General features: G+C 54.7%; 10 protein-coding genes and 1 riboswitch. Of the genes, 1 reads left to right on the top strand and 9 read right to left on the bottom strand.

Going from position 1 to position 14,062, the window contains the following annotated elements; genetic code table 11:
• Positions 1 to 315: 315 nt before the first annotated feature.
• The 4 genes from ACTVJH_RS03880 to ACTVJH_RS03865 form a co-directional block, all read right to left on the bottom strand.
• On the bottom strand, positions 316 to 831 hold the full coding sequence (locus tag ACTVJH_RS03880; RefSeq protein ID WP_455987656.1) for a hypothetical protein: 516 nt from the start codon (positions 829 to 831) through the stop codon (positions 316 to 318).
• Positions 832 to 911: 80 nt separating this feature from the next.
• The gene (locus ACTVJH_RS03875) at positions 912 to 1,604 is read right to left on the bottom strand and encodes a gamma-glutamyl-gamma-aminobutyrate hydrolase family protein (RefSeq protein WP_455987654.1); all 693 of its coding nucleotides are present in this window, start codon (positions 1,602 to 1,604) and stop codon (positions 912 to 914) included.
• Positions 1,589 to 2,587, bottom strand: a complete 999-nt coding sequence (locus ACTVJH_RS03870) for an amidoligase family protein (RefSeq protein WP_455987652.1) — start codon at positions 2,585 to 2,587, stop codon at positions 1,589 to 1,591. The genes ACTVJH_RS03875 and ACTVJH_RS03870 overlap by 16 nt, the downstream gene beginning before the upstream one ends.
• A 93-nt stretch (positions 2,588 to 2,680) precedes the next feature.
• Positions 2,681 to 4,519 carry a cation:proton antiporter gene (locus tag ACTVJH_RS03865; protein WP_455987650.1) on the bottom strand — a complete coding sequence of 613 codons (1,839 nt, stop codon included), beginning with the start codon at positions 4,517 to 4,519 and terminating at the stop codon, positions 2,681 to 2,683.
• A 288-nt stretch (positions 4,520 to 4,807) separates the two neighbouring features.
• Between ACTVJH_RS03865 and ACTVJH_RS03860 the strand changes: the two genes are divergently transcribed.
• The gene (locus tag ACTVJH_RS03860) at positions 4,808 to 8,995 is read left to right on the top strand and encodes a PAS domain S-box protein (RefSeq protein WP_455987648.1); all 4,188 of its coding nucleotides are present in this window, start codon (positions 4,808 to 4,810) and stop codon (positions 8,993 to 8,995) included.
• Between the two features lie 95 nt (positions 8,996 to 9,090).
• On the opposite strand, the gene ACTVJH_RS03855 is transcribed toward ACTVJH_RS03860, so the two are convergent.
• The 5 genes from ACTVJH_RS03855 to queF all read right to left on the bottom strand — a co-directional run bounded on the left by ACTVJH_RS03855 (position 9,091) and on the right by queF (position 13,979).
• Positions 9,091 to 10,053 (bottom strand): YitT family protein, encoded by a 963-nt coding sequence (locus ACTVJH_RS03855; protein ID WP_455987646.1) that lies wholly within the window; start codon positions 10,051 to 10,053, stop codon positions 9,091 to 9,093.
• Positions 10,054 to 10,238: 185 nt separating this feature from the next.
• The gene (locus ACTVJH_RS03850; protein WP_455987644.1) at positions 10,239 to 11,105 is read right to left on the bottom strand and encodes a DMT family transporter; all 867 of its coding nucleotides are present in this window, start codon (positions 11,103 to 11,105) and stop codon (positions 10,239 to 10,241) included.
• A gap of 225 nt (positions 11,106 to 11,330) precedes the next feature.
• Positions 11,331 to 11,915, bottom strand: a complete 585-nt coding sequence (locus ACTVJH_RS03845; RefSeq protein WP_455987642.1) for a hypothetical protein — start codon at positions 11,913 to 11,915, stop codon at positions 11,331 to 11,333.
• The gene (locus ACTVJH_RS03840) at positions 11,916 to 13,160 is read right to left on the bottom strand and encodes an Nramp family divalent metal transporter (RefSeq protein WP_455987640.1); all 1,245 of its coding nucleotides are present in this window, start codon (positions 13,158 to 13,160) and stop codon (positions 11,916 to 11,918) included.
• 111 nt (positions 13,161 to 13,271) lie between these two features.
• A riboswitch (TPP riboswitch) is annotated at positions 13,272 to 13,370 on the bottom strand.
• 105 nt (positions 13,371 to 13,475) lie between these two features.
• Entirely contained in the window at positions 13,476 to 13,979 is a 504-nt protein-coding gene (gene queF / locus ACTVJH_RS03835) for a preQ(1) synthase (RefSeq protein ID WP_455987638.1), read from the bottom strand.
• Between the last annotated feature and the right edge of the window lie 83 nt (positions 13,980 to 14,062).

Here is a 14,062-nt window from a genome sequence, read left to right as displayed (position 1 = left end):
CTGAGAAAGAGCAAAAAAAGAAGTGGTGAGAATGTAAGGGAAAAAAAGCCAACCGAACAGGAAAACTCGGGAGGGTGATGGGAAAACTACGTCTTCCCCCTTGACTTACTTATCATGGATGTCCCTTTATTCCCGTGGAACGTGCTGTGCTGAAAAAAATCCCGTCTGGATCTCTGATGCTTTCCGGATTCTAAGATACTGTTCGGTCAGACATTATCCTTCAATGGTTTGGCGCTGTAGCATAATATCTATGTATGACACAAGCTAGAAGCTGGATTTTTTTTGATTTTTTGGGAGGAATGTCGCGGTTGGATCTTAGTGGTGTTTCTTGGGAATCACCCAGAGGATGAGTAAGCCAAACAATCCGGCTATGCCTCCGAGCCAGCCCAGTTGAGGGTGTCTTCCTTTATTCATTGCCAATATACTGCAGCCGTATGTGAACACTGCATGACCGGAGAAAAAAGCCAGTAGGCCAATAAAAAATAAAATTTTATTTATTTCATATAGATATGTTTCCGTAACAAAGCCACTGGCATTGAACATAAAGCTGCCGAAGATGCTCGTCAGTATTCCTGAGATGATAAATGGAGTGCTTTTTATGTATCGTATATGACGATCTTTTTTTGCACACTGTAGAGTAAGATATAAGGCTAAAAGAAAAATAAATACTGATGCCATGAGCAAGACGATGGCGATATCTTCATTATTTTGCATTGATTTGAAATGAAGGGCGATCGTCCATATCGATGATGGTATCAATATGGTAATACCTGTATAAAGATGCAGAGATCTATGGTTTTTTCTGTCAATATTTTTTGAATTATTCATCATTCTTGAATCCTCAAATGTATTTTTCAACGATATGGTAGTTGGTATGATCTATTGTGGTATTAGATCCCTTCAGAACAATGTCACTGGCTGCAAAGGCGCCGGGCCTGGTTGACCAGTTCGTGGAACAGGGCGCGCTGACCGCTTGCGTAGAGGAGAAACTCGGGATGCCATTGGACCCCGATGAGAAAATCGCGGGAAGGGTCCTCGATGGCCTGGACAATGCCGTCAAGATCCCGGGCGACCACGTTGAGACCTTTGCCGATCCGGTCGATGCCCTGGTTGTGCAGGCTGTTGATGCGCAGGCGTCCCCGCTTGAGCAGCGCGGCCAGCATGCTCTCTGAAACTTCCGGACCCTCTTCCACACACAGAGTCTTGAGGGGGAGCACGGTCCATCGATTGGAGGTTTTCTGACGGTGCGACCGCAGATTTTGATGCAATGTGCCGCCGCGACAGACATTGAGCAGCTGCGCGCCGCGGCAGATGCCGAGCAACGGGAGATTGCGGGTCAGGGCGTGGTCGATCACAGTGGTTTCCAGGGCGTCGCGGGCTGTGTCGTAGTTCCGTTCAATCTCGGGCTCGGCCGCGTACAACACCGGTTCCACATCATGACCACCTGTGACCACCACCCCGTGATACAGATGCTTTCGACCTTCATCACCCGGCCTGAGCTGCAGGGGTTTTCCCCCGTACAGGTGCACGGCCAGCGCCACCAATGCCCTGGGGCCGAAGGCTCCGCGAGTCGGTCCGGTGATGGCGATTATCGGTCGAGCCATTCTTTTTCCACGATTGCTGCCCAGTCGCCAAAGAGACGGGACAGGGGGCTGTGAAGATAGTCGTGATAGGCCAGACAGCATGCCTGCAACCGGCTTGTGTCCGCAGCCAGACGCTCGACCTCGACCCAGTCGTTCCAGGCCACGAAAAGTCCCCACCCGGGTTTGTGGATGTCACAGTCGGGCAGACGGTAATGAAAGGTGGGACGGGGCTTGATGAGCACATCGTCCACCTGGGAGCGAACGCGTTGCTCGTCCAGGTGGGTAAAGAGGGGAAGCATGTCCAGGGCGCGGTTGCGTGTCGGATTGTCAACGAGATAATCGTCGATCAGGGTTGCCAGATCGGGATGGTAATCCGCCTGAATGATCTTTTTGACGTATTTGATGGGAAAGGGATTCACATAACTGGTTGCCCGGCGCGAGATATCGATATCAGCGCGCACAAACAGCCAGTCGTACAGGCAGACAAAGGCCTTGAGGCAGTCCGTGATGTGTTCGGGCTTAAGGCTGGCCAGTTCGGGATTGAACTGCATGCCAAAGGCGTTGACAGCACTGTCCGAAGTGCCCTTGGCACCCTGTTCCCGCAAATGGCTGATAAGTGTTTCCACCTCTTCGAGCCGGTCCAGGGGGAGCGGGGGGGAGATGATTTCAAAAGGCACCAGCAGTCTGGAGACCAGTGCCAGGACCTTTTCCGTGGCCTGAAAAAAATCCTCTTCCAGGGTTCCGGCCTCGCGGTGCTCCCGGCCGAGCTGTTTGAGCAGATTGTAATCGAGCTCGACAATCCAGTCGCCCGCTGTATCCCCGGTGAGCAGTCGCTCGTACCGGCCCTTTGATTTTACCTTCAGGCCCAGGAATGCTGCGACGTCATTTGCCAGGGTATCGAGTGGCAGCCCGCTTATTTCCAATTCCACACCGACGTGTCGGATCTCTCCATCGAAGTTTTTCTGCCATGGTGGCTGTTTGAGGTGCTTTTTCGACGTGTTCATGTGGGTTGCTCCTCGCGTGTGCTGGTTGCTTTACGTCCTGTCCTTTCTGGGTCCGGTATTTGGTCCTGCAGGGGTGAAACAGGAATACGCATTTTATGCGTCTTCCGGTAAAAACTCCTCGGCCTGTTCCTCGCTCAAGGGTTTTTTCAGGGTAAGGCCGATGATCTTCCAATCGGCTTCAGGCGCGATTTTTTGTTTGGGGGTCAGCGGGTAGATGGTCTCTCCGGGATCGATGGCGAACAAGGGAATACGGTGCTCCCGGCTCTTTTTCAGATAGTCCTCAAAGGTGAATTTTTCCGTCAAAAGGGTTGTTTTCACTTCAGCCCCCTCGGAGAGAAACCCGCACAAGGCATCCCGGGTGAGTGTTTCCCGAAAAAGCGGCTGACCGCCCTGCTGGATGGCCGCCTTTTCCTGGATGGCCTGAGTTGTTTCCTCCTGGTTGCGGATCGCATAGATATTCTTGGGCTCAAACTCCATCCGGTAATGCTTTGCGGCCAGGGCGTTCAGATCGGTGCTCGGGCTGAGGGCCAGAAGCGATCCGATGCCGCTGAGATTGAGATGACGATCTGCATGGATAGAGGCCACATTGCCCCAATAGGTCCGAAGTCCCTGCATATTGGCTGCATTGATATTGTCCCAGGCCTGATCCGCCAGCACGACCCTGAGTCCGTTTTTCTGCAGGGCCTCTCCAATGGTCCGGGCCAGACGGTCCGCCCCGACAATGAGAAACCCTGTCGGTTCGGGCTCGGCCACCTTGAGCCACCGGGCCAGGGGACCGGCGGTCAAACTCTGGAGCAGAACCGTTCCGATGATCACCAGAAAGGCCAGGGGGACCATCTGCGAGGCCTCGGGGAAACCGGCCGATTCGAGACGGATGGCAAAGAGGGCTGATATGGCTGCCGCGACAATGCCGCGCGGGGCGATCCAGGCCAGAAGATGGCGTTCGGACATGGTCAGTTTCGATCCGATCGCTGCAATCTGGGCGGTCACCGGTCGGGAGACGAATTGGATGATGCCGAAGACGACCAGAGAGGACCATCCCAGGGCCAAAAAGGCCTGTCCATCCAGCCGGGCCGCCAGAACAATGAAGAGCATGGAGATGAGAACCAGACTGAGGCTCTCCTTGAAGTCGAGGATTTCATCGAGATGGACATCCGCCATATTGGCCAGCCAGATACCCATTACGGTTACGGCAAGCAGGCCGGATTCCGGTTCGAGCATGTCGGAGAGGGCAAAGATGCCGCACACCAGGGCCAGGGTGGTGAAGTTGTGCAGATACAGGGGTACCCAGTGGCGACGCAGGGCGGTTCCGAAGAAATAGCCCGCACTGCCTCCCAGAACAAAGCCGATGACCAGGATTTTTCCGAACACCGTGATGCTGGCCAGCAATTCCCCCTGGGCCGCCTCGGTCACGATGAATTGATGGACCAGGACGGCCAGGGTTGCACCGATGGGATCGATGAGAATGCCTTCCCAGCGCAGGATGTTGGCCAGATGTTCCTTGGGACGAACGCTGCGCAGCATGGGCACGATCACGGTGGGACCGGTGACTACCATGATTGCCCCGAACAGAAAGGCGAGTTCCCAGGGAAAATCCAACAGCCAGTGCACGGCCAGGGTTGTTATCAGCCAGGTGATGGCCATGCCTAAGGTGATCAGTCTGCGGATCACCGCCTCGATGCCGCGGATTTCCCGGAATTTGAGGGTCAGCCCGCCCTCAAAGAGAATCACGGCAACGGACAGGGAGATGAACGGAAAGAGCAGATCCCCGAACAGGTCATCCGGGTTCAGCCAGCCAAGGACCGGACCCGCCAGGATGCCGCAAATCAAGAGAAACAGGATGGCCGGCAGCTTCATCCGCCAGGCGATCCACTGACATCCCATTCCGGCCAGCAGAATGCCGGACAAAAGAATCAAACCCTGTGCATGCATTTTTTTTCTCCTCACCTGACAGGTATGCAACCGTCTCAACTGCCGTGTGTATATGGGTAATCCTGTCTACAGACGGATGCCTCAGCAAGTCAAACCATCTCTGAGCTGATACGGATCAGAGGACTCGATCCGACGAGCATGGTTCAGGGCAGAAAACGTTCAGGGGAGATAATTCATAGTGATGATGCAATTCCTGAATAGTGTGGACATTATCCCCTGATAAGCCTACAGAGGAACAAAATGTGAACTGTCGGCAATTTTCATACACAATCTACCGCGTACGCATCCATGAAGCAACAATACCAAACCGCCGTTCTCTTTGTTGGATGTATTTCACTCCTGTTCTGCCTCGTGCCGGCATCCTCTTTTGCACGGGTGCTTCAGGTTCGCGGTGACGTATTGTATCATCCCTTTGAATTTCAGGATGAAACCGGCCAGCCGGCAGGATTCAACGTCGATATGATCCGGGCCGTGGCCCGCGAAATGGGGCTTGAGATAAAAATCGAATTGGGCCCCTGGCACGAGGTGCGGTCTCAGGTCGAACAGGGTGAGATCGACATCCTCATGGGGATGTCCAAATCCCTCGATCGGGACAGGCTGGTCGATTTCTCCATCCCCCATTATATTTCCTCCTTCGCAGTCTTTGTTCCCAAAGGCTCTTCCATCACCTCTTTGCACCATATTTCCAAAAAGACCGTTCTCGTGCAGCAGGGTGGAACCGGACATGACTATGTGCATAAACTTGAAGATGTTGAACACGTCATTGCGGTAGATACCGTTGCCGATGCTCTGCGTGATCTCAGACAGGGCAGGGGGGACTGCGCTCTCCTCCCCCGCCTTCAGGCCATGGTGGTCATTCATGAACAGGACTGGACCGATGTGATCCCGGTTGGTGAACCCATTCTGCAACGGGGATATTGTTTTGCCGTTCCCGAAGGACGATCAGACCTTTTGGCGGTGCTCAATGAAGGATTGAGCATCATCAAGGATTCCGGAGAATATGACGCTATCTACGACAGATGGCTGGGCGTGTACGAGCCGACTATGCAGGACTATCAGCGTACCGTGCGTTATGCTGCCATGGGGGTTGTATTCCTGGTTTTTCTTGTCGGCGGCATCTCTCTTTGGAATTGGCAGCTCAAGAAAAAGGTCGCCCGGACCACAAAGCAGCTCGCAGAAAATCGGGAAAGCCTGCGCATCACTCTCAATTCCATGTGGGAAGGTGTACTGACCACAGACACGCAGGCGAGAATTACGGATGTGAATCTGGTTGCCGAACGCCTGACAGGGTGGGAGCGCAAAGAGATTCTGGGCCGCCATCTCGATGAAATCTTCCCCATTATGGACATGGAGAATGGAAACCCGATTTCCTTGTCGGTCATGCAGGTCTTACAAACCGGTAAGCATGTGGAAGGAGATGATTCGGTCATTCTTGTATCCAGGGATGGAACCAGATTTCATATAGACCAGACGACCGCTCCCCTTCGGGATGACACCGGAATCATCCATGGTGTCGTGATGGTATTCCGAGACGTTACCGAACAATTCCGGATGCGCGAATCCCTTCGCCTCAGCGAGGAACGTTTCAAGCTGGCCATGGAGGCGGGAAGGGACGGTCTCTGGGACTGGAACGTGGTCACCGGAGAGACCTATTACAGCCCTGCCTATGCAGCCATTCTCGGCTATGAGGGAACGGAAGTCCCGGCGCATGTTAATGCCTGGAGGGACCTCATCCACCCCGAGGATTGCGAGACCGCATTACAGGCGAATCAGGATTGTCTGGAAGGACGAAGCGATGTCTTTTCCATCGAATTCCGCATGCGGCACAAGAATGGCCACTGGCGATGGATACTCGGCCGGGGCAAGGCTGTTGCGCGGGATAGTGAGGGAAGGGCTACCCGCATAATCGGAACGCATACGGATATAACCCGGATCAAAAAGACCTCGGAAGCGCTTCATCGAAAGAATCAGCGTCATGCAACACTTTTGAGCAACCTCAACGGCATGGTTTATCGATGTCTCAATGACAAGAATTGGACCATGGAGTTTATCAGCCGGGGATGTCTGGACCTGACCGGATACCCGGCTGCTGATATCCTGAAAAACAGCCGCTTTTCCTTCAACGATCTCATTGTACCGGCATATAGGGAAACGATCCGTAAGGAGTGCCTGCAAAAAATAGCGGAGCATGAACCCTTTGAGCTCGAATACGAGATACAGACAGCCTTTGGCGGGACCAGGTGGGTCTGGGAAAAGGGATGCGGCATCTTCGACACTGCGGACAACCTGGTGTGCATCGAGGGATTTATCACCGACATCAGCGAACGCAAGCAGATGGAATTGGCGCTTCAGAAACGGCTGGTCGCGCTCACCCGTCCCTTGGAGCAGACAGGAGAGATCTGTTTCGAGGACCTGTTCAGTCTGGAGGAGATCCAGCAGCTGCAGGATGAATTTTCAGCAGCGACCGGTCTGGCATCCCTGATCTGCAAACCCGATGGAACCCCGCTGACCCGGCCGAGCAATTTCACCCGGTTGTGCGCAGACATTGTGCGCAAGACCGAGAAGGGGCTGGACAATTGCAAACGTTCCGACGCCCTTCTTGGCCGGATCAACAGGGAGGGGACAACCGTTCTGCCGTGCAAGAGTTGCGGGCTGTGGGATGCGGGTGCCTCGATCACCGTAGGGGGTACTCATATTGCCTGCTGGCTTGCCGGGCAGATCCGTGACGAGACGCAGAACGAGGAGAGCATCCGTGCCTATGCGCGGGAAATCGGGGCCGACGAAGAGGACGCCGTTCGCGCATTCTACGAAGTTCCGTCTATGTCCCATGAACGATTCAAGAAAATCACCCAGATGCTTTTCACCCTGGCCAATCAGCTTTCGACCACGGCCTATATCAATGTGCAGCAGGCCCGTTTTATTGCCGAACGGGACAAGGCCCTTGAAAATCTGCATCGCAACGAGGAAAATCTGCGGGTTACCCTTGATTCCATCGGTGACGGAGTGATTGCCACAGACATCGAGGGGAATATCACCCGGATGAATCTGGTCGCTGAAAAACTGACCGGTTGGCAATCTGAAGAGGCCGTGGGCAAGCCTTTGCAGAGCGTTTTCACCATCATCAATGCGCATACCCGAGAGCCTCTCGAGAGTCCGGTGGAAAAAGTGCTGGAAACCAATCAGATTGTCGGGCTGGCGTATCATACCGTTCTTGTCGCCAGAGACGGCCGGGAATATCAGATCGCGGATTCCGGAGCCCCCATCCGTTCGGACGCAGGGGAGATTCTCGGAGTGGTGCTGGTTTTTCGGGACGTCACCGAGGAACGGACTCTTCAGGAACAGCTTCGTCAGAGTCAGAAAATGGAGGCCATCGGCCAGCTCGCCGGCGGGGTGGCTCATGATTTCAACAACATGCTCAGCGGAATCGTCGGGGCGACGGAGCTGCTCAAGGAAGGTGGGGGACTGGGTGTGGAAGACAGGGATCGGTATCTCGATCTCATCCTGCAGTCGGCTTCCCGGGCCAAGGATCTGACCTGGAAACTGCTTGCCTTTGGACGCAAGGAGGGGCTGGTGACCACGGATGTGGACCTGCATGAGATCATGGATGATACCCTGGCCATCATCGGCAGCACCATTGACAAACGGATTATGATCACTGTTCGTAAACAGGCCGATCATGCATGGGTTCACGGGAATGGTTCGGCCCTCCAGAACGCCTTTCTCAATCTGTTGCTCAACGGTATCCAGGCCATGCCCACGGGGGGAGAACTGCGCATCGAGACCCGCAATGTCGACCTGGATCGCGAATATTGCGCGACAAGCTCCTTTGAGCTCAACCCGGGGCGTTATGTGGAGATCCGGGTCAGCGATACCGGAATCGGGATTCCGGTCGAAAATGTGAACAAATTGTTCGAACCGTTTTTTACCACCAAACCACAAGGCAAGGGCACCGGACTGGGGCTTGCGGCGGTCTATGGAACCATCACCGGGAATCACGGCGAGATATTGGTTGCAAGCGAGGCGGGAAAAGGGACCACCTTTCAGATCCTGCTTCCCTGCGTCGAGGAGCCGCAATGTGTTCAAAAAGTTCAGGAAACGCACATGACCGGAAGCGGGACCATTCTTCTGGTCGATGACGAGGAATCCATCCTGATCACAGAGCAAACGCTGCTCGAGGACATGGGATACAGGGTCATTTGCGCGGCCAACGGCAAGGAGGCCGTGGATGTCTTTGCAGCCAGGCATCAGGAGATAGATGTCGTTGTCATGGATATGCGCATGCCGGAGATGGACGGCCACGAGGCCTTTACCCGGATGAAGGAGGTTGACCCGGCGTGCAGGGTGATCATTGCCTCGGGATTCGCGAACATGGAGGATGGAGACACCAAGTGGATCCGGGAACTGGCCGGATTCCTGCGCAAGCCGTACAGGATCAGCGAGTTGAACAGGCTTGTGAAAAGGGTGTTGGAAGTCTGAAAACAGCGGATGAAGACAGGTCTCTTGGCCGCACAAACAAGCAGGGGCGAACCAGTGGTTCGCCCCTGCTTGTTTGTGCGGTACCCGAAAGGAAGCTATTGTTGCCGGAGCGATCTATGACCGAATCCACCCCAGGCCTGTTGAACAATGCCGATAACCATAAAGGCATCCGGATCGAGACGAGCCATGGCGTGCTTGAGGTCACCGACCTGAGACCTGCGGACCATGCAATAGAGCACGTTTCTTTTCTCACCGGTATACCCGCCTGTACTGTCCCACATGGTTACCCCCTGGTGCAGTTCCTTCATCAGTCCCCATCGAACGATTTCCGGCTGCTTGGTGATGATGACAGCGGTACGGAACTGACTTGCCCCCTCGATAACAAAATCAGAAACTATGCCCGAAAGCATGAGCGTCAAAAACGCGAGCAGGGCGAGTTCCCATTCAAAGACGATTCCTGCCAGGGCGATGACGGCCACGTCCGTGAACATGACCACCTGACTCATGGGAAATCCTGTCTTGCGATGCAGGATTCGGGCGGGAATGCTCGTCCCTCCGATGGATGACCCTGCCCGGTAGATGAGTCCCATGCCCAATCCATAGAGGATACCCGAGTAAATGGCCGCCAGCAGCATGTCATTGGTGATCGGGTAGGGATGAATCACCAGAGGGAGCATGTGATTGAACAGATCGGCCCCAAAGGAGAAGGCCACAACCGCCACAAGGGTGGAAAAGACAAAAGGCCATTTTCCCAGCTGAAAATATCCCCACACGAGCAAGGGAAGGTTCATGACCAGAAAAAATATCCCGACAGGAAATCCTGTGTAATGATTGACGATGATTCCCAGACCACTGAGTCCGCCAGCCGCCAATTTGAAAGGAACCTGGAAGAGCACGTAACTTCCGGCCGACAGGACCGCCCCGACAAAGACCATGAGCTGGGTCACCGCCAGTCTGCGGATTTTGGCCCAGGCGGGAAGTTCCAGGCGTCGTTTCGCCCGCTCCTTGTGATTGAGACGTCGTTCCCGACGATTATTGAGTTCTTGGGAAATATTCATAACAGGGTCGTACCAGAAGAAAATCAGAAATCAAAACGGCACGAACAAGGCCGGATTGATCACAACAAGGCGTTGTCTGAATTGAAATGTGTCTTGGCGTCACGCCCGCCCCTACATATCGATTCCCGGAGTTGCAAGGATGTTTTTCAGGCCTTTTTGGGAACAACTCCTTGAAAAAGATTCGGCTATCTATTGGTCAGCCAGACTCCGGTGAGGGTAAGCGCGCCTCCGCCAAGCAGGGAAAGATAGATGGGTTCGCTGAGAACAATGAACCCGAGAATCACGGCAAAGACCGGAACAAGATTGATGAAAATCCCGGCCCGGGCCGGCCCGATGGTCTTGATGCCCTGGTAGTACCAGGTAAAGGCCAGCCCCGTGGCAATGACCCCGAGAAAAAGGATGTGTCCCCAATCCCTGGGCAATGCGTTGGCGATGTCCTGGAGCAGTCCGTGGTAAAGGGCAAAGGGAAGCAGAAGAATATCTCCGATAATGCAGGACCAGGTCACGGCTTCCAGGGGATTGATTCGGCGCATGACCCGATTGCCGGCCAGGGAATAGACCGCCCAGCTCACAACGCATCCAAGAATGAACAGATCGCCTGAAGAAAGGGGCGATTGCAAAAGAACCAGAGGATTGCCCTTGGCCAGAACAATGGAGACCCCGATCACGGAGAGCAGTGTGCCCAGAATTTTTTTCCGGGTCAGCGGTTCCTTGAAGATCAGGGCCGAGGCCAGACAGATGATTACGGGAATACAGGCGATGATCAGGGCGGCCCGACCGGCGGCAACGGTCTGCAGGCCGGAAAAGAAGAAGAAATTGTAGCTGAAGACCCCGCTTGCCCCCAACAGGAGCAATCCGGGGAACTCTTCTTTTTTAAAGGAGGGAATCCGCCGGTTGATCCGGCAGGACCAGAGAAAAAGAAAGATTGAAGCTGCCAGAAAACGTAGAAACGCCGCTGAAAACGGCCCCATGTCCTGGGCCAGAATCCGCCCGGAAATCCAGGTCGCGCCCCAGATGAAGACCGAGGCGACCAGAAGAAAATAGATGCGCATGCATGCCTGCCGTGTTGGGGATTGGACAAACGCGGCAGACTACGCATCGAAGGGTACGGAGTAAAGGACGGAAGAAGGGAGACGGGAGAAAGGGAGACGGGAAAAAAGTGCGCAGTACGCAGGGCGCAGTGCGCAGGAAAAAAATCATAGAAATGACAACTTGTTTTTGGGAATCCTCCCGTGAAGCGGGGAACCATAGGGAAAGGTTGGAGAACAGAGAAGTTGTCAGATAAGGATTTTCGTCAGCCTCACCTGGTGCTGGAAGATCCGGGCGATTCTGTTCATGGCGAGTTGTTCGGTTTGGCTCAGCGTGTCCGTGCCCAGGGTTTTTCCCATGTAGCCGTTGGCAATGACGGTGTGGGCGTGATGGATCACCGGGGCCAGGTTGTCGATTTCTCCGGCCTGAAGATAGATGCTCATGTCGTTGATTACCAGAAGATCCACCCGATCGTGCGCCAGAATGTCTGCAAACCAGGTTTCGATGCGTTTTTTGTTTTCCAGAGCCAGGGCAAGAATGTGTTCGGGAGAACCACCCAGCATTCTGGGGGGATGGATGTCGCCCCTAAAGAGCAGGTCCGGGATGAACGCATTGAACATGACATGGCCGCCGACAGCTCCTGTCCCGGTTTGTCGTGACAGATCAGGAGGGATTGTCGGCGCCATATCCATAACCGCAACACAAGGCATGTCCAGATGGTTCCAGATCTGATCGGCCCACAAGCCGGTCAGGGTGGTCTTGCCCGTGTTGACCTCTCCGGTGATAAGGATCCGGCTGCCGATCAGTTTGTCAGGAGTATTGCAAGGTTGCATCTATACCATCCCGCATTTGACCATGACCCATCGTCCGGCCAGAAAGGTCGTCAGCACCAGACTGATCACCCCGAGCAGATTGACCATGAAACCGTTTCTGTGCTCACCGGCCCAGGATCTGGTATTCAGCAGGATCAGATTCATGGCGATGATCAGAGGGGTTCCGCACAGTCCCAGGGCCAGCATGATCACGAGCATGATCAACCATCCGCCCGGAAGCAGAGGGCCTGCCAGGCTGACCAGACAGCCAACGAGGATGGCTTTTTTGAAACGGGTATCCGTGCCCTTTTTGTCCCACCCCAAGGCATCGGCCAGAAAAAAACCGCCGGCCATGAAGGTCGGGGTGATGGTTGAAAGCACGGCGGCAAACAGGCCGGTGAGGAAGATCGGCCCGGCAAAGGGACCAAGGACCGGAGTGAGTGCATCGGCCAGGTCAAAGACGGTCCTGATTGCAATGTTTCGGGGATGCAGCCAGGCCGCACCGGTGATGAAGATGGCCGTACTGTACAGGCCAAAGGCCACGAACATGCTCAAAAACGTGTCCAGGGCTGCCAGAGGGAGATTGTTTGGGGTCCATCCCCGCTGGTTCACGGTATAACTGTGCATGGCAATGATGGTGATGTGCACGGCCCCGCCCATGATCGCGGCCATCATCAGGGCAGCCCCTTCCTTGTCGGGAAAGCTCGGAACGAGCCCGGCAGCCATGGCGGTCAGATCCGGCTTGATGGTGATTGCGGTGATCATGAAACAGCAAACCACCAGAGCGACAAGGCCCTTGCTCACCTTTTCAAGAAGACGATATCCGCCCCGAACGAGCAGAAATCCCAGAAATCCGGCCCAGAACAGTCCCCACAAGGGAGTGGACATACCGGTCACCAGTCCGGTCGCCCCCACCAATGCCTTCATCAGGGCCGCTGCCGCCAGCCATGTGGCAAGCAGGGCATCGACCATCAGTACTCGTGCCCAGCCCTTTCCCCATTGTTCCTCCACGATCCGGATGATCCCCTTGCCGGCAATGATCCCGGTCTTGGCAGCCATGTATTGGTTGATAAAGGCCAAAAATCCGCTCAAAACAACAACCCATAAAAAGGCATAGCCAAAGGTACCCCCGGCAATGGCCACCGAGGCCATGGTTGCCGGTCCGGCTGCCACGGCGCTGATAACCCAGGCCGGGCCGAATCGGCTGATCAATCCGTCTGAAGAGGGACCTCCACAATATTTTTCCCGCGCACATCGTGTATTCACTGTTCATGCTCCATGGTCATGATCTCCAGGCATGAAAAAAGCCGCCGCTTCCGGGAAGGAAGGGCGGCCAGAGATAATCCCGTGGATGATCCTGCATGAACAGGGCATACATCTGTCCACGTGCCGCTTCCCTACGCCGGCATTGCCCGGATCAGGTTCAAAGGGTCGTCCAGAAAGGACTCTCAGTAAAAAACTCCCCCAGCGAAGGATACTGATAGACGGGATGAAGACGGGTTGTCAATGGCGTCCACCTCTGCCCGGGTGATGTCTCCCTGGATGAGCTCGATCTTCATGTGTGCCTCCCGAATCTGTGGATCAGGCCAAGTGGCGTCCGCACTCCATTTTCCACTCCCTGACCGTTTCCCGGACACGGGATTCAAGGGAATGGTCCGCTTTGAAATATTCGGCAAAAACATGCAGTCCGGTTGCCCCGCGCGGGGAGAAGAGTCCCTTGACCCGAACCCACAGGGGATCGAGGGCCGTTATCATGTCCTCGAGAATCTGGTTGGTGATGGTTTCCATAAACGATTGGTGATTCCGGTAGGCAAACATGTACAGCTTGAAGCTTTTGGACTCCACAATTCTCTCGCCCGGGATATATTCCACGATGATCGTCGCGAAATCAGGCTGTCCGGTTTTGGGACACAGGGAGGTGTATTCCGGGAATTCGATGCTCACGAGATAGGGGCGTTCGGGAAAGTTGTTGGGAAAGGTTTCCATGATCCCGGCGTGGGGGCCTTCCTGGACGTAGGTGGTTTCCCCGCCCTGACCCAGGATTTTGAGGTGATCGGTTTTATCACAGCTTTTGCTGATTGACATGGAGAGCTCCTTGGTTTTGACTTTTTTCGGACGTTCCGGCAATTTATGGCCAGAATGTTTTTTGGTGTGAGGCGCCGCCTGGG

The sequence above is a fragment of the Desulfoplanes sp. PS50 genome (assembly GCF_053851535.1).
Note: the sequence above shows the minus strand (reverse complement) of the source record. Positions and strands in the feature narration are given on the sequence as shown.